The organism is Methylobacterium sp. D48H, from assembly GCF_053345715.1.
On record NZ_JBKFAP010000010.1, the window covers coordinates 135305 to 152438 of the forward strand.

Sequence of the window (17134 nt, forward strand, 5' to 3'; positions counted from 1 at the left end):
CGCCGGGCGATGCGGGCCCGGCGGCTGTTCACAGGCCCCGCGTCCCCGTACCAGAAGGCCACGGGAGCGGCAGGACGGGCATGCAGCGCATCACCATCACCATCGACGACGCCCTGCTGACGGCGGTCGACGACCTCTGCGCGCGGCGCGGCTACGGCAGCCGCTCGGAGGCGGTGCGCGACATCGTCCGCGACGCCCTGGCGCCGGTCCGCGCCGCGGAGCCCGACGGATCGGCGGCCTGCTACGGGGCGCTGAGCTACGTCTACAGCCACGGCACCCGCGACCTGGCCCGCCGGCTGACCGGCGAGGGGCATGAGCACGGCGTCTCGATCGCCAGCCTGCACGTGCACCTGACCCACGACGCGTGCCTCGAGGTGGCGGTCCTGCGCGGGCCGGTGGCCCGGATGCAGAGCTACGCCGACGCCGTCGTCACGCAGCGCGGCGTCCGCTACGGTCACCTGCACCTCATCCCGGAGGGTGACGACGCCCACGCCCATCCGGGCCACGGCGACGACGGCCCGGGGTGAGGGCGCCCCCCGCCCGCGATCCGGCGCCCCGTCGACTGCGCCCCACGCGCAACACGGCCGGCCTAATCCGCCCGTATGACTTTTTCATATGTTTATCATACGGGCGGCGTGCGAGAGTCCGGGGATCGCCACGCCTCGCCCGGTCTGCCGGTGTCCCGCCCGACTTCCCGCTCGACTTCCCGTCCTGTCTGCCGCCACCGGCCTGCCGCCCCCGGCCTCCGCGCCGTGACCCGGCTGCTTGCCGCGGGCGGCCTCGTCGTCGCGACCGCCGGGCGCGGCTGGGCGGCGCCTGAGGGCGCCCCGACACCGTCGGCCGTCACCCTGTCCGAGATCTCGGTGGTCCCCGCGGCGCCTCCAGTCATCCCCGCGACGGACGGGCCCGGCGCCAGCGCGGGCTATGTCGGCGGCGTCACCGGGATCGGCGGCGCCCTGCTGAGCGTCGACGCGGCCAGCGCCGGCCTCATCGGCGGGGCGGTCCTCAACGCCCGCCCGGTCACGCGGCCCGGCGAGGTGCTGGAGGCAGTGCCGGGCCTGATCGCCACCCAGCACAGCGGGGAGGGGAAGGCCAACCAGTACTTCCTGCGCGGCTTCAACCTCGACCACGGGACCGACATCGCCATCAGCGTCGACGGCATGCCGGTCAACATGCGCACCCACGCCCACGGCCAGGGCTACGCCGACCTCAACTTCCTCATCCCCGAACTCGTCGGCGCGGTGGAGTACCACAAGGGGCCGTACTTCGTGCGCGACGGCGACTTCGCCTCCGCGGGCTCGGTGCGCATCGACTATCTCGACACCGTGCGGGAGAATCTCGCGCTGACCTCGATCGGCAGCTTCGGCTACAAGCGGGCCCTGTCGATCGCCTCGGCCCCGCTGGGCGAGGGCACCCTGCTGGTGGCCGGCGAGGCGCAGGTCTACGACGGGCCGTGGACCGTCCCGGACGCGCTGCGCAAGCTCAACGGCGTCGCCCGCTACAGCCAGGGCACGGCGCTGGACGGGTTCGCGGTCACCGGCATGGCCTACGCGTCCCGCTGGACGGCCACCAACCAGATCCCGGAGCGGGCCGTCGGCGCGGGGCTGATCGGCCGCTACGGCACCCTCAACCCCAAGGATGGCGGCGACACCGCCCGCTTCTCCCTGTCGGGGCGGTTCAGCGCGACGGACGACACCGGCATCACCCGGGCCTCGGCCTACGTGATCCGCTACCAGATGAACCTGTTCAACGACTTCACCTACTTCCTCAACGATCCCGTCGGCGGCGACCAGTTCCACCAGCTCGACCAGCGCGTCCTCGGCGGCGGCGAGGTGCTGCACATCTTCCAGGGCGACCTGTTCGGCCGGCCGCTGGAGGTCGAGGTCGGCGCCCAGACGCGGACGGACTCGATCCGCGTCGGCCTGTTCAACACCGCCTTCCGCCAGTACCGCTCGACCGTGCTCGACGACCGCGTGCTGGAATCGAGCGGCGCCCTCTACCTCGACACGCGGGTGCGCTGGACCGAGTGGCTGCGCACGAGCGTCGGCGTGCGGGCAGACGGCTACTACGCCGACGTCCGCTCGGACACGCCGGCGAACTCGGGACGGGCCACCGACGGCATCGTCAACCCGAAGCTCGGCCTCGTGCTCGGACCGTGGTCCGACACCGAGATCTACGTGAATTACGGCGGCGGCTTCCACTCGAACGACGCGCGCGGCGTCACCGCCACGGTCGATCCCGCGAGCCCCCTGTTCAACATCACCCGGTCGCCCTTCCTGGTGCCCTCCACGGGCTACGAGCTGGGCCTGCGCAACCGGTCGATCGCCGGACTGGAGACGAGCCTCGCGCTGTTCCGGCTCGACTTCGCCTCGGAGAACATCTTCCAGGGCGACACCGGCACCACGGAGCCGAGCCGCCCGACCCGCCGGTTCGGCGTCGAGTGGACGAACCGCTACGCGGTGACGCCGTGGCTGTCCCTGGACGGGGATCTGACGATCACCAACGCCCGGTTCTCCAGCTACGACCCGGCGGGCAACCGGGTGCCGGAGGCCCCCACGACCATCGCGTCGGCGGGCGTGACCTTCGGCGAGCCCCTCGGCTGGTTCGGGAGCCTGCGGGTCCGCTATTTCGGGCCGCGCCCGCTCATCGAGGACAACGCGATCCGCTCCCGGGCGACCGCCCTGCTCAACGGCCGCATCGGCTACCTGTTCGACACCGGGGTGAGCGTCTCGCTGGACGTGCTCAACCTGACGAACAGCAAGGCCGACCAGATCACCTACGCCTACGTCTCGCGCCTTCCGGGCGAGCCCGCCGAGGGGCTGATCGACCGCGTCTTCCACCCGGTGGAGCCCACGGCCGTGCGCCTGACGATCGCCGGGCGGTTCTGACCGCCGGCGCCACGACGACACGCGGGTCCCGCCCCCCTCGCGGCAGACCCACGCCGTGACGGACTTCGTCCCGGCGTCCCGGTCGCGTCAGCCGCCGCTGCGCGAGACCCGGTAGTCGCGCGGGGTCAGGCCGTAGGTCTCCCGGAACGCGCGACTGAGCTGGGCGCCGCTCCCGAAGCCGTAGGCCTCCCCGATCGCGCCGATCGACCGCGGCTCCAGCGGATTGTCGAGGGCGGCCCGCACGGCCGCGAGGCGCTGCCGCGCGCGGTAACGCGCCACCCCACCTTCCGGCTCGAACAGGCGGTAGAGCTGGGAGCGCGATATGCCGAGCGCCCGCGCGATCGCGTCGATCCGGGGCGGCGTGTCGAGCTGGCCGCGGATGAGCCGCTTCGCGGTCCTGAGCCGGGCGGCCTCGAGCGGCGCGGCCGCGCGGGCCGCTCCCTCCAGGCTCGGGCGCGCGCAGGCCGCGACCATGTGGAGCGTGGCCTGCGCGATCGGGGCGGCGTCGGTCGCGGTGATCGCGCCGCTATGCGCGGCCAGGCTCCGGATATGGTCGGCGAGCAGGCGGCCCGCGCCGCCGGTCAGGATCAGCCCGTGCATCGCGTCCTCGTCCGGCAGCACGGTGGCGATGGAGGCGCGCGGGACGGCCAGGATCAGCGAGTCCGTCTCCGGCACCCGGCTGCGGCGGTACGGCTGCGACAGGTCGTTGAGGCTGACCGCGCCCGCCGGAACCTCCGCCACGCCCCGTTCGGTCTCGACGCTGTAGGCGTGCCGGCTGAGGTGCAGGACGAACCCGTCCTGACCGTCGCGCCGGATCCGGGAGCGGGATCGGGCCGGCGCCTGCGGTGCGGCGCTCATGACGCGCAGGGCCATCGGGCCGATCAGCGTCGTCTCGATCCGGCCCGAGAAGCCGTGCGGATCGGCATCGAGGTCGTGGGCTGCGAACAGCGCGCGCCACGCGGCGAAGCGGTCGCGCTCCGGCAGGGCATCCGTCGTGAAGAGGGAACGGGGTACGACGTTCACGGCGGGACCGATGAGCGAGGGTTGAGTGATTTTACCTTACGTTGCGCGATCGACCAGTGCGCACGGGACACAATCTACGATCTGACGCGATCGCTTCCGGAGGGGCGACTGGCTATACCGCTGAGCCATCGTCCCATCGCGGCAGTGCCGCGATGCGCCGACCTTCGAATTAAGAGGACTTGCGTAAAGCATAACGCGTTATATAAATCGTGTCGGGAGGACCGACATGCCGGCAGACATCCTCGACGAACTCGGGCCGCTGTTCCTGGGCAGCCGCCTCAAGCGCCTCGCCGACCGCTTCCAGGCCGACGCCGCCCGGATCCTGCGGGACGAGGGGCTCGGCATCCAGCCGGCCCAGTTCCCGCTCCTCGCCGCCATCGACCGCTACGGGCCGCTGACCATCGGCGACGCCGCCGCCGCCCTCGGCGTCAGCCAGCCGGCGGCCACGCGCACGGCGGCGAGCCTCGTCGCGCTCGGCTTGCTCGAAGAGGCGCGGTCGGACGCGGACCTTCGCCAGAAGGCGCTGTCGCTCAGCGGTGCGGGCGAGGCCCTGATGGCGCGCGCCAAGGACGCGCTCTGGCCGCGCGTCGACAGGGCCGTCGCGAGCCTGTGTGCCGGCCTGTCGGGCCCCCTGCTGGACCAGGTCGCCGCCCTGGAGCGCAGGCTCGACGCCGTCCCGTTCGCGGCCCGCATCCGCCAGGACGGCGCGGCCGGCGACGCCGCGACGGGCCTGACGATCCGGGACTACACGGACGCGCTGGCGGACCGCTTCCGCGACATCAACGCCGAGTGGATCGAGGCGATGTTCGCGCTGGAGGAGAACGACCGCCGGATCCTGTCCGATCCCCGCGGCGAGATCCTGGACCGCGGCGGGCTCATCCTGTTCGTTGAGTCGGCGGATCTCGGGATCGTCGGCACCTGCGCGCTGATGCGGACGGAGGCGGGCTGCTACGAGCTGACCAAGATGGCCGTGTCCGCGCGGGCCCGGGGCCGCAAGGCCGGCGAGCACCTGCTGCGGGCGGTGCTGGCCCGCGCCGCGGCCATGGAGATCGAGACGCTCTACCTGCTGACCAACACCAAGTGCGCGGCCGCCGTGCACCTGTACGAGAAGGTCGGGTTCCGGCACGACCCGGAGATCATGGACCGGTTCGGCCGGCGCTATGCCCGCTGCAATGTGGCCATGCGCTATCCCCTGTGACGCCGCGCGCACGACGCGCCGAGGGCGACCCGTTCCCGGTCGTGCCGCCCGGCGCGGCGACGAAGCGCGGATCCCGGCCGTGCGCGGGCCCGCGCGGCGCCGCAGCGAGCCGCTCCCATCCGCGGAGGATAGCCGCGAGCTCTGCGTCAGATCTCGTTCAGCAGTGACGATGCGCGGACAGACAAAATGATGGGCGCGAAGAGTTCAACTGAAAATTGATTTGGGCGATCTGCTTGTGAGAGCATCAGCAACAGATCCCGTAACGGAATCTTATCGTCGCGCTTCCATCTTGGTGGCCCCGCTCTGGAGCTGCGCTCGGACAATGAAAGCTTGGTTCGCGAAACTCTCGATCCAGCACCGGCTGGTCGGAGCACTCGGGCTGCTCATCGTCTGTCTGCTCCTCGTCGGCGGCGTGGGCCTGCACGCCGTCGGCGATCTCGCCGAGGACCAGATCCGCCTCGGCAACGGCACCCTGCCCAGCGTGCGCTACGCCGGCGAGCTGCGCGGCAACGTGATCGACGTGCGCGTCAGCGTCGTGAACCACATCCTCTATCCCGAGGCCGCCCACATGCGGGCCGAGGAGGCGGCCCTGGCGAAGAAGACGGAGGCGGTGGCCGCGGCGATGCGCAACTACGCGCCGCTGATCGACGGTCCGAAGGAGCGCGCGCTCTTCGACGTGTTCGACCGGGAATGGAAGAGCTACCTCGCGGCGATCCCGGCCGTGCTGGAATACTCGCGGACGGGCCGCAAGGATCTGGCGCTACGCGAGAGCTTGGTCGGCGTCCGCCCCCACATCAAGGCGGCCTCCCAGGCGCTCGAGGAGATCGTGGCGCTCAACAACGCCAGCGGCGAGACGGCGATCGCCCAGGGAGCGGCCGCCGCCTCCGGCGCGAAGCGGCTCATGCTGGCGATCGGCGCCATCGCCCTCGTGCTCGCGACCGCGCTCGGTGCGCTGATCGTGCGGAGCATCGCCGCCAGTGTCCGCGCCGTGCTGGAACCGATGCGGCGGCTGGCGGCCGGGGACCTCGCGGTCGCGATCCCGCACCAGGGCGAGCGGAACGAGATCGGCCAGATCGCCGACGCCGTGCAGGTCTTCAAGGATTCGGGGATCGAGGCGCGGCGGCTGGCCGCCCTCCAGGCCGAGGCCGACGCCGCCAAGATGCGCCGCGCCGAGCTGCTCGACCGCATCACCCGCGGTTTCGAGCGGGAGGCCGGGGCGCTCACGGACGAGCTGACCGCCGCCGCCACCGAGATGGAGGCGACCGCCGCCTCGATGACCGAGATCGCCGCGCAGACCAACACCCTCGCGGCGAGCGTCTCGGTCGCCGCCGAGCAGACCTCCGGTAACGTCCAGCAGGTCGCGAGCGCGACCGAGGAGATGGCGGCCTCCGTGCAGGAGATCAGCGGGCAGGTGACCCATTCGGTCGAGATCGCCGCCTCGGCCATCGCCCGCGCGCAGGAGACCGGCACCATCATCCGGGAGCTGTCCGACAGCGCCGACCGGATCGGCGCGGCGGCCGGCCTGATCTCGGGCGTGGCGAGCCAGACCAACCTGCTCGCCCTCAACGCCACCATCGAGGCGGCGCGCGCCGGCGAGGCCGGCCGCGGCTTCGCGGTGGTGGCCGCCGAGGTCAAGACGCTGGCCGAGCAGACGGCCCGGGCGACCCAGGAGATCTCCGCCCGGATCGGCGCGATCCAGTCCGCCACGCGGGGCGCGGTGGAGGCGGTCCACGGCGTGAGCCGCACGATCGACGACATGTCGGGCATCGCCACCCACATCGCCTCGGCGATCGAGGAGCAGGGCGCGGCCACGCGCGAGATCGCGCGGAACGTCCAGGCGGCCGCGCACGGGACCCGGCAGGTCACGGGCCATATCGGATCGGTGCGCGAGGGGGCCGGCGAGACCGGATCGGCCGCGACGCAGGTTCTCGACGCCGCGCGCACCCTCGCGGTCCGGTCCGACGGGCTCAGCCGGGCCGTCCGCAGCTTCCTGGACGAGGTCCGGGCCGCCTAGAGCTGCGCCCGATCGAGGCGCGACGGGGCAATCGCCGAGCCCGTGCCGTCCGCGGTGCGGGCCCCTCTCCCGCACGGTAGAGGGGGCATGGCGTGGCTGCCCCGCCGGAGCGTCTGTCTCCCGGATCTATATTCCGGAACGGTGCACAACGACCGGGACCGCCGCCCGCGTGAGGCCCCGCGGGTCGACGCGCCGGTCGGCCCGGGGATCGGGCAGCCCCGCCCGCGCTCAGTTGCAGCCGTCGCAGATGCTGCGCTCGATCTTGTTGAGCCGGGCGCGCTCGTGCTCCTGCACGGCGCGCGGCGGCACCTCGCCCGGACCGAGGGACGTGCCGGGGGGTTTGGTCACGCCGAGGCTGTTGGTGTTCGGCGCCGTGATCGTCGTGGCCGGGCCGCCACCCGTGCCGGTCTGGTCGGGCGCTAGGCCCTGGGCCGCGAGGGTGGCCGGGACGGCCAGGCTCAGCAGGGCCAGGCCCGCGGAGCGGAAGAGGGTTCGGGTCATCGTACCTCCCGTCGTCGAGCGCGCGTGAAACAGCTTGGCAGTATCCGTCGCCTCCCGAAACCGCCTTCGTCCAGTCGTGAGCCGGATGGCTCCACTATCCACCGTAATCCGACTGGCCGATAGAGTCCCGACTGCGCTCGGAGCGATCGCTTGGCGGACCGGTTCGGCTGCCGGCCCGGTCGGTCCGATCCTATCGCGCGATCATCGGGCGAAATCTATCCAGTCGGATCTTAGTCGATCGCTAATAAATATTAGCTAAGTCTTTACAAGAGCGGGATCGGGTCCCGTCGGGAGCGGATCCGGGAACAGGGAGCCTCGCATGTGCGTCGCGTGTGACTGGGCGCCCCATTTCCAGGCCTTCGGGGGCGGGCGCGCCGTCAATCGGCGCGCGGTGCTGCGGTCGGGCGCGGCCATCACCGCGACGGCGCTCGCGCTGGACCTCGTCCCGACGGGCGCCCGCGCCGAACCGGGGAGCGGTCGCGCGGCCGCGGCGGGGCCCGCCGACGTCGTGTTCCACAACGGCCCGGTCTACACGGTAGCGGGGCCGGCCCCCTGGGCCGAGGCGGTCGCGGTGCGCGGCAACACCATCGTCCATGTCGGTGACGCGGCCGGCGCGCTGGCGCTGGCCGGCCCGGCCACGCAGGTGGTGGATCTCCAGGGCCGGCTGCTGATGCCCGGCTTCGTCGAGGGCCACACCCACCCCTTCCTCGGCGCGTTCCTGACGTCTGGGGTCGACCTGCAGCGCGAGAACCTCGACCAGGTCCTCGCGGCCATCGAGGCCTACGCGAAGGCGCATCCGACCGGGCCGATCCGCGGCTTCGGGTGGCGCGTCGACATGTTTCCCCCGGAGGGCCCCAACCGGGCCGAACTCGACGCCATCCTGCCGGACCGGCCGGCCTTCTTCTTCGCCATCGACGGGCATAGCCTGTGGGCCAATTCCAAGGCGCTGGCGATGGCCGGCGTCGACCGGGACACGCCCGACCCGATCCCGCGCTTCAGCTACTACGCGCGCGACCAGAAGGGCGACCCCACCGGCTACGTGCTCGAGGTCAACGCGGTCCTCGGGCTGGTCAACGCCGTGGAACCCATCAGCGTCGCCGCCATGGGCAGCCTGCTGGAGGGCTGGCTGCCCAAGGCCGCGGCCGCCGGCATCACCACGGTCTTCGACGCGGGCGTCCCGCCCGTCGGCAGCGATCAGGCCGCCATCATCGCGCTCTACGTGGAGGCCGAGAAGCGCGGCACGCTGCCGTTCCGCGTCTCCGCCTCCTACTCGGTGAAGTCGCTGCCGATCGACGACACGGTCGAGCAGTTCAACGCCGTGCGTCGGCAGGTCTCCGGCGAGCTCGTGCACGTCGACATCGTGAAGATCGTCGGCGACGGCTCGCAGGGCGGCTACACGGCGTGGCTGATCGAGCCCTACGCCGACCTGCCCGACTCGACCGGAGGGTCGCCCTTCACCGAGGCGCAGTGGCACGACCTCGTCGGCGCGGTCGACGCGGCGGGCTTCGACGTCCACGTCCACGCCTGCGGCGAGCGGACCGCCCGCGTCGCCCTCGACGCGATCGAGAAGGCCGTGGCGAACAACCCGGCCCGCGACCGGCGGCACGCCATCGCCCACTTGGTCTATGTCGAGGACAGCGACGCGCCCCGCTTCGCCCGGCTCGGCGTGACCGCGCAGTTCTCGGCCAACTGGTCGTCGGCCGACCCCGACACGCTGCAGAACATGATGGCGCGCTACGGCGCGCACCGCGCCAGCCGGATGTACCGGACCAGGACGATCCTGAAGCAGGGCGGGCGGGTCTCCTTCGGCACGGACTGGCCGGCTGCCGGCTACGTCTCGACCTACGAGCCCCTCACGTCGATCCAGGTCGGCGTGACGCGGCAGCTGGTCGGCCGGCCGGACGCGCCCGTGCTGAGCCCCGCCGACGAGCGCCTGACGGTCGCGGAGGCGATCCACGCCAACACGATGGGCGCCGCCTACCAGCTCCGCATGGACGACAGGATCGGGTCGGTGGAGGTGGGCAAGCGCGCCGACCTGATCGTCCTCGACCGCAACATCCTGACGATCGATCCGCACGAGATCCACCGGACCAAGGTCGCCCTGACCATGATGGACGGCGTCGTGCGGCACCGGGCCTGAGGAGCTGGCCGACCGGTCAGGGGCCCGGCGCGGCGCCGGCGGCCGTCCCGCCCGGATCCGCGAGCCGGTCCGCCACCAACCGGCAGAACGCCTCGGCCGCAGGCGGCATCGTCCGCCCGGCCTTCTTGATCAGGCAGACCGGACGCTCGAACAGCGGGTCGTCGATCGGCCGCGAACGGAGCAGGGGCTCGGCCCGGATCTCCCGCGCCGCGCCCGGGAGGATCGTCAGGCCGAGGCCGGCCCGGACCATGCTGACGGCGGTCATCATGTAGGTGGCCTCGCAGGCCACGCGGGGCAGGCGGCCCGAGCCAACGAAGGCGCGGTCGACCACCGCCCGCACGCTCGTGGCCGGGTCCATCAGGATCAGGGGGTGCTCGGCGAGCGCCGCGATCGTGACCTGGGGCAGCGCGCCGATCGGGTGATCGGCGGGATAGATCACGTGCAGGGCGTCGCGCGTCCGGTGCAGGACGCCGATCTCCGGATCGCGGACGTCGCCGCCGACGATGCCGAGATCCGCCTCCTCGTCGCGCACGAGGTCGAGCACCCGCTGCGCGATGACGTCCTTGATCCGAAACGTCACGGCGGGGTGCTCGGCGCGGAAGCGGACGATCGCGTCGGACAGCACGCTCGCCGCGAAGGACGGCAGCGTCGCGACGCGCACGACCCCGTGGCGCCGTGCCGCGAGGTCGCGGGTGTCGACCACCACGGCGTCGAGGTCGCGCAGCACCCGCTCGAACACGGGCAGCAGCTCGCGGCCGAGCCGCGTCGGCGCGACGGTGCGGCTGGTCCGGTCGAGGAGCCGCCCGTCGAGCATCTCCTCCAGGCGCTGGATCTGAACCGTCAGGGCGGGCTGCGACAGGTTCAGCAGGGCGGCCGCGCGGGTGAAGCTGCCGGCCTGGACGACGGTCACGAAGGCCCGCACCTGCCGCAGATTCAGATCCATCATCTCAGGCTATCGCTGCAATCCGATCTTTTCAATTGTGTCATGAAGTATTCCGCCGTTTCCTGACCCGATACAGGCGCGGATCCGAACCGCGCCGGCGCCAACGGGAGGAACGGATGCTGGCCCTGCTCGGCCTGTGCACGATCGCGCTGCTGCTCGCCGTCATCCTGACCAAGCGGATGTCGCCCCTCGTGGCGCTGATCGTCATCCCGGTCGCGGCTGCCCTGATCGGCGGGTTCGGATTCGACACCGGCAAGTTCGTCCTCGCGGGCCTGCAGAGCCTCGCGGGCGTCGTCGGCATGTTCGTGTTCGCGATCCTGTTCTTCGGCATCGTCAGCGATGCCGGGATGCTCGACCCGATCATCGACCGGATCCTCGCCCGGGTCGGCACCCGCCCCACCCGGATCGTGCCCGGCACCACCCTGCTGGCGCTGCTGATCCACCTCGACGGGTCGGGCGCGGTGACGTTCCTGATCACCATCCCGGCGATGCTGCCGCTCTACGACCGCGTCGGCATCGACCGGCGCATCCTGGCCTGCGCCGCCTCGATGGCGGCGGGCGTGAACTTCCTACCCTGGACCGGGCCGATGATCCGCGCCTCCGCGGCCCTCAAGCTGCCGATCCCCGAGATCTTCTCGCCCCTCGTGCCGGTTCAGGCGGTCGGGCTCGTCTTCATCTTCGCCGCCTCGTACTGGCTCGGCCTGCGGGAGGAGCGCCGTCTGGCTCTCGTCCCCGGGGCGACGGGGTCCGCGGGAGCCGCGCCCGGCCCGGCCACGACCGCCCGGACCCTCAGCGACGCGGAGCGGGCCCTGCGCCGGCCCGACCGCTTCTGGATCAACATCGTCCTCACGGCCGCGGTCCTCGGGACGATGGTGTTCCTGGCCGAGAAGGTGCCGCCGGCGCTGATGTTCATGCTCGGCACGGCGCTCGCGCTGGTCATCAACTACCCGCAGGTCGACGCCCAGCGGCAGCGCGTCGACGCGCACGCCAGGGCCGCGATCCTGATGGCCTCGATCCTCCTCGCCGCCGGCGTGTTCACGGGGATCATGCAGGGCACCGGCATGCTCAGGGCCATGGCCCAGACGGCCGTCACCTTCGTGCCTCCCGAGATGGGGCGCCACATCCCGTTCGGGCTCGGCCTCGTGTCGATGCCCCTGTCGATGCTGTTCGACCCGGACTCGTTCTACTTCGGCGTCCTGCCGGTGGTGGCGGAGGTGGCCCACCAGCTCGGCGTCCCGCCGGTGCAGGTCGCCCAGGGGGCGCTGCTCGGCCAGATGACGACGGGCTTCCCCGTCAGCCCGCTGACGCCCGCGACCTTCCTGGTCTGCGGCCTGACCGGGATCGACCTCGCCGACCACCAGAGATTCACCTTCCCGTTCCTGCTGGCGGCCTCGGTGGTGATGACCCTCGCCTGCGTCGTCTTCGGCGTCTTCCCCATCTGAACCCCTCTGACAGCGGAGAGCGAGCCATGAGAACCGTCCGCCTCGGCGCCGGCGCCGGCTATGCCGGGGACCGCATCGAGCCCGCCGTCGAACTCGCCGAGCGCGGCGACCTCGACTACCTCGTGTTCGAGTGCCTCGCCGAGCGCACCATCGCGCTGGCGCAGCAGGCGAAGCTGCGCGACCCCGAGGGCGGCTACGATCCGCTGCTGGAGGCGCGCCTGCGGGCCGTGCTCGGGCCGTGCCGGGCCCGCGGCATCCGCATCGTCACCAACATGGGCGCGGCCAACCCGATCGCCGCCGCCCGGAAGGCCGGGGCGCTCGCGCGGGAGCTGGGCCTCGCCGGCCTGCGGATCGCCGCGGTGACCGGCGACGACCTGCTCGACGCGGTGCGGGCGGGCGACTTCGTCCTGGAGGAGAGCGGCGAGCCGGTCGCCGGCCTCGGCAACCGCGTCGTCTCGGCGAACGCCTATCTCGGCGCGGCGCCGATCGTGGCCGCCCTCGCGGACGGCGCCGACGTGGTCATCACCGGCCGCGTCGGCGATCCGGCCCTGTTCCTGGCCCCCCTGGTGCACGCCTTCGGCTGGGCGATGGACGACTGGGAGCGCCTGGGCCGCGGCACCCTCGCGGGCCACCTCCTCGAATGCGCCGGCCAGATCACCGGCGGCTACTTCGCCGATCCGGGCTGCAAGGACGTACCGGACCTCGCGCGCCTCGGCTTCCCCATCGGAATCGTGGCCGAGGACGGCACGGTCGAGATCACGAAGGTCGCGGGCTCGGGCGGCCGGATCAGCCTCGCCACCTGCAAGGAGCAGCTGCTCTACGAGGTGCACGACCCGGCGCGCTACATCCAGCCGGACGTGGTCGGCGACTTCTCCGATGTCGAGATGGAGCAGGTCGGCCCCGACCGCGTCCGGGTGCGCGGCGCGACGGGCGCGCCGGCGACGGGCCTCCTGAAGGTCTCGGTCGGGTACGTGGATTCCTATATCGGCGAGGGGCAGATCTCCTACGCCGGGCCCGGCGCCCTGGCCCGCGGCCGGCTCGCCCTGTCGGTGGTGCGCGAGCGCCTCGCCCTCACCGGCGTGGCGACGACCGAGCTGCGCTGCGACCTGATCGGCGTCGACGCGCTCCACGGCGCGGCGCTGTCGGGCGGGCGGGAGCCCTACGAGGTCCGCCTGCGGGTCGCCGGGCGGACCGAGACCCACGCCGAGGCCGTGCGGATCGGCAACGAGGTCGAGACGCTCTACACCAACGGCCCGGCCGGCGGCGGCGGCGCCTGGAAATCGGCCCGCGAGGTGGTGGCGGTGCAGTCGGTCCTAGTCCCGGCCGCCCTCGCCCGGCCGCGCGTGCACGTCGTCGAAGCCTGAGAGCCGGGAGACCCGAGGATGAAGCTGCGCACGCTCGCCCATGCCCGCACGGGCGACAAGGGCAACACGTCGAACATCGCGCTGATCGCCTACGACGCGGCCGATTACGAGCACCTCGCGGCGCACGTCACGGCCGAGCGGGTGCGGGCGCATTTCCGCGGGATCGTGACCGGCGACGTGACCCGCTACGCGCTGCCGAAGCTCGGGGCGCTGAACTTCGTGCTCACGGGCGCGCTCGGCGGCGGCGTCACCCGCTCCCTGGCCCTCGACGCGCACGGCAAGGGCCTCGGCGCCGCGCTCCTCGATCTGGACATCCCGGACCTTGGCGCCGGCCGAGCCGCACGCGGAAGCCCGAGACGGTGAGGGTCGAGGCCGCCGGGGCATGATCGCGATGCGGGTTCGAACCAGAGGCCGCCCATGACCGTTGACGGTCGTTCAGCGTGACCGTTCGAAGAGCCCAGATGGACCGCCCCCGCCGCGTCGGACTGCCCTGGTACACCCCGGAGCAGTACCCAGCCCTGCGCACCAGCCTCGCGGACGGCGCCAAGCTGCCCCCCGACTACGAGACCTGGCGCGTCGCCACGGAGCAGATGGAACGGGAGGTGCAGCGCAGCGGCGTCGAGGTCGTGCGCGTGCCGGTCGAGCCGGAGATCTTCGCGGCGTGGTGCGAGCGCGCCGGGCTCCCGCGCGACGCCGCGGCGCGCGCCCGGTACGCGGCCGCCGCGCTGGCGGCGGACTGGGCCGTCTGAGAGCGGACCCCGAGCCGGGCCCCGAGCCGGGCGATGTTCGGCGGGCCCCCGCGCCCGCGTCACGGATCACGTCGATCCCGCCATCCCTGCCGGGTTGTCCTGCGAGGACTAGCACATCGCAGTAGAGCGGTTGCGCGCAACTCGTTTCCGCCGATCTCACGCGACTCGTCCCGACGGGGCGGTCCGGGGAAATCTCGCAAATTAGAATTATTACATGTTGATTTTGTCTCTGATCTGCAACTGAACTGCCGTTATAGGCTCACAGGCGAGCTTGACCTATTGCGTTCCTGTACGGCGGCCGCGCAGATGGAGGTCTCGCAGCCGAATCCGACCGCGGCGGCTGCAGCGCCCAAGAGTTGCCTGCATGTGCGTCGATTTCGCTCCCGCTCCGTCCGATCGACCACAGAAGCGCCTCCCGTTTTGGGGGCCGCTCCTGCTGTCGGCGGCCGTCGGTATCTCGTTGCCCGCCGACGAATTGGCCGCGCAGCCGGTGAGCGGCGGGCAGTCTGCTGTCACCCTCGACGAGATCCAGGTTGTCGGACAGGGAGGATTGTCGCCCAACACGGCGACCGGGCCGGTCAACGGTTACGTCGCCAAGGCGAGCGCGTCCGGCACGAAGACGGACACGCCGATCATCGAGACGCCGCAGACGATCAACGTCGTGGGCGCCCGTCAGATACGCGACGAGGGGGCCTCGACGCTGGCCGAGGCCCTGGCCTACACGCCCGGCCTGAGCAGCCAGGCCGTGGGCGGCTTCGCCAAGGTCTCGGACGGTTTCACGATCCGCGGATTCACCGTCGAGGCGGGCAACTCGGGGCTGCTGCGCGACGGTCTGAAGCTGCAATCGGGCGTCTATGACGGGACGCAGGAGCCGTACGGGCTGGAGCGCCTGGAGGTCCTCAAGGGCGCGGCGTCGATCCTGTACGGCCAGCTCTCGCCCGGCGGCATCGTCAACGCCGTCAGCAAGCATCCGCTCCAGACGCCGTTCAACGAGATGAACGTCACCTTCGGCCAGTACAATCGCAAGGAAGTGTCGGGCGATTTCACCGGACCGCTCACCGACGACGGCGCGTGGTCGTACCGGCTGACCGGGCTGATCCGGAACAGCGACAGCTATCTCGCGTACACGCCCGACGACAAGCGCTACATCGCGCCCGCGATCACGTGGCGGCCGTCGACGGCGACCTCCGTCACGCTGCTCGGCTACTATCAGGAGATCCACACGCGCTTCCAGCCGCCGCTCTCGGCGGTCGGCACGCTGCTGCCCAACGGCCGGTTCCCCCGCTTCGCCATCGACCGGTTCTACGGCGAGCCCGCCTTCGATCGCTTCGATTCCCGGTCGGGCGCGATCGGCTACCAGATCGACCACGCCTTCTCGGACTCGGTCCGGCTGCGCCACGCCCTGCGCTACTACCAGTCGGGGGTCGACTGGGACTACCTGCTCCCGAACGGGCTGCTGGCGAACCGGCAGGTCGCGACGCGCGGCATCAGCATGCGCAACGAGAACGCGACGGGCGTGGCGTCGGACACCTCGCTCGAGACGAAGTTCGTCATCGGCCCGACCGCGCACACGCTGCTGACCGGCATCGACTACTACCGCAGCTTCCTGAACTCGGAGCGCTACACCAACGGCACCGTCGGCAATCTGAACGTCTACGCCCCGGTCTACGGCCTGACCTACCCGCGGATCAATTACGCGATCAACACCGGCTCGAAGAGCCTGCTCGACCAAGTCGGTATCTACGTCCAGGATCAGGTCAGGTTCGACCGCTTCGTCTTCCTGGCCGGCGGCCGCCAGGACTTCGCGCGCACGCAGGTCCTCACCTACCGCACCGGCGCGCAGCTCGATCAGAACGACAGCGCCTTCAGCGGGCGGCTCGGCCTGCTCTATCTCGGCGATTACGGGCTGGCGCCCTACGTCTCCTACAGCCAGTCCTTCCAGACCTTCGCGGTCACCGACCGGAACGGCAATCCCTTCCAGCCGTCGCTCGGCGAGCAGTACGAGGGCGGCCTGCGCTGGGAGGTCCCGGGCGCCGACACCCTGCTCAGCGCCGCGTTCTACCGGATCAACCAGACGAACGCGCTGGTGGCGGACCCGGTCAACCCGGTCTTCAGCACGCAGGCCGGGCAGGTCCGCTCGCAGGGCTTCGAGGCCGAGGCGCGGACGAATTTCGGCCCGCTGGAGGCGGTCGCCTCCTACTCGTACACCGATGCCCGGCAGACGCGGACCACGGTCGCGGCGAACTTCAACCAGCGCCTCGACCTCGTGCCCTACAACCAGGCCGGCGTGTTCGGCACCTACGACATGGGCCTGTTCGGGATCCCGGGCCTGCGGCTCGGCGGCGGCGTGCGCTACGTCGGGAGCTCGAACATCTCGGGCGCGACCTTCGACTCGCGCGCGGCGACCCTGTTCGACCTCGTGGCGCTCTACGATTTCGGCGTCGCCGACCCGAGCCTCAAGGGATGGCGCGCCCAGATCAACGCCCGCAACGTCCTCGACCATTCCTACGTCACCTGCGTCACGGTGAATGGCTGCCGGTACAGCGAGCCGCGCAACGTGTTCGGGACGCTCACATACCGGTGGTGAGCCTCTCGCCGGCGGCCGCCCCACGCGGGGCGGCGGGTCCGGACGCGGCGGGACCGCGCCCGGGCATCCGCGTCGGACGGCCGCCGTGACCCCGCCGCCGTGATCCCGGCCGGATCGGCGCGCGATCCCTGATCCGACGCACCCCTGCGCCCGCCGCGGACCGGGAGCGCCGCGCGCTCCGGGTCCCCGCCGCCGCCGCGGCCCCTCGTCCCGCGCGCGGGAGCAGAGATCGGCGCCGTCCTGTCGGGATCGACGCGGGCCCTCGCGGAAGGGCCCGCGCCCGGA

The 17134-nt window shown here is 71.9% G+C and carries 13 protein-coding genes; 10 read left to right on the plus strand and 3 right to left on the minus strand.

What is annotated here, in order from left to right; genetic code table 11:
- The first annotated feature begins 80 nt into the window (after positions 1-80).
- Positions 81-527: a nickel-responsive transcriptional regulator NikR gene (nikR, locus tag ACLBX8_RS18095; protein WP_447682426.1), complete on the plus strand. Its 447-nt coding sequence runs from the start codon at positions 81-83 to the stop codon at positions 525-527.
- A 336-nt stretch (positions 528-863) separates the two neighbouring features.
- Complete coding sequence (locus ACLBX8_RS18100; RefSeq protein ID WP_447700740.1) at positions 864-2888, plus strand: TonB-dependent receptor; 2025 nt, start codon at positions 864-866, stop codon at positions 2886-2888.
- 87 nt (positions 2889-2975) lie between these two features.
- On the opposite strand, the gene ACLBX8_RS18105 is transcribed toward ACLBX8_RS18100, so the two are convergent.
- Positions 2976-3911, minus strand: a complete 936-nt coding sequence (locus ACLBX8_RS18105; RefSeq protein ID WP_447700731.1) for a helix-turn-helix domain-containing protein — start codon at positions 3909-3911, stop codon at positions 2976-2978.
- A gap of 226 nt (positions 3912-4137) precedes the next feature.
- Between ACLBX8_RS18105 and ACLBX8_RS18110 the strand changes: the two genes are divergently transcribed.
- Positions 4138-5109: a bifunctional helix-turn-helix transcriptional regulator/GNAT family N-acetyltransferase gene (locus ACLBX8_RS18110; RefSeq protein WP_427510173.1), complete on the plus strand. Its 972-nt coding sequence runs from the start codon at positions 4138-4140 to the stop codon at positions 5107-5109.
- Between the two features lie 322 nt (positions 5110-5431).
- Positions 5432-7123, plus strand: coding sequence for a methyl-accepting chemotaxis protein (locus ACLBX8_RS18115; RefSeq protein WP_447700732.1), 1692 nt, complete (start codon positions 5432-5434; stop codon positions 7121-7123).
- A 228-nt stretch (positions 7124-7351) separates the two neighbouring features.
- On the opposite strand, the gene ACLBX8_RS18120 is transcribed toward ACLBX8_RS18115, so the two are convergent.
- Positions 7352-7624 carry a hypothetical protein gene (locus tag ACLBX8_RS18120; protein WP_020094328.1) on the minus strand — a complete coding sequence of 91 codons (273 nt, stop codon included), beginning with the start codon at positions 7622-7624 and terminating at the stop codon, positions 7352-7354.
- A 319-nt stretch (positions 7625-7943) separates the two neighbouring features.
- On the opposite strand from ACLBX8_RS18120, the gene ACLBX8_RS18125 reads away from it, so the two are divergent.
- Positions 7944-9764: an amidohydrolase gene (locus ACLBX8_RS18125; protein ID WP_447700733.1), complete on the plus strand. Its 1821-nt coding sequence runs from the start codon at positions 7944-7946 to the stop codon at positions 9762-9764.
- Positions 9765-9780: 16 nt separating this feature from the next.
- Here the strand turns inward: ACLBX8_RS18125 and ACLBX8_RS18130 are convergent, their stop codons facing one another.
- Complete coding sequence (locus tag ACLBX8_RS18130) at positions 9781-10707, minus strand: LysR family transcriptional regulator (protein WP_447700741.1); 927 nt, start codon at positions 10705-10707, stop codon at positions 9781-9783.
- A 116-nt stretch (positions 10708-10823) separates the two neighbouring features.
- On the opposite strand from ACLBX8_RS18130, the gene ACLBX8_RS18135 reads away from it, so the two are divergent.
- The 5 genes from ACLBX8_RS18135 to ACLBX8_RS18155 all read left to right on the plus strand — a co-directional run bounded on the left by ACLBX8_RS18135 (position 10824) and on the right by ACLBX8_RS18155 (position 16849).
- On the plus strand, positions 10824-12149 hold the full coding sequence (locus ACLBX8_RS18135) for a CitMHS family transporter (RefSeq protein WP_447715588.1): 1326 nt from the start codon (positions 10824-10826) through the stop codon (positions 12147-12149).
- A gap of 26 nt (positions 12150-12175) precedes the next feature.
- Positions 12176-13513, plus strand: a complete 1338-nt coding sequence (locus ACLBX8_RS18140; protein WP_447715589.1) for an acyclic terpene utilization AtuA family protein — start codon at positions 12176-12178, stop codon at positions 13511-13513.
- 18 nt (positions 13514-13531) lie between these two features.
- Positions 13532-13876, plus strand: a complete 345-nt coding sequence (locus ACLBX8_RS18145; protein ID WP_447700736.1) for an AtuA-related protein — start codon at positions 13532-13534, stop codon at positions 13874-13876.
- 98 nt (positions 13877-13974) lie between these two features.
- Complete coding sequence (locus ACLBX8_RS18150) at positions 13975-14262, plus strand: hypothetical protein (protein ID WP_020094334.1); 288 nt, start codon at positions 13975-13977, stop codon at positions 14260-14262.
- Positions 14263-14722: 460 nt separating this feature from the next.
- Positions 14723-16849, plus strand: coding sequence for a TonB-dependent siderophore receptor (locus tag ACLBX8_RS18155; RefSeq protein WP_447715590.1), 2127 nt, complete (start codon positions 14723-14725; stop codon positions 16847-16849).
- The last annotated feature ends 285 nt before the right edge of the window (positions 16850-17134 follow it).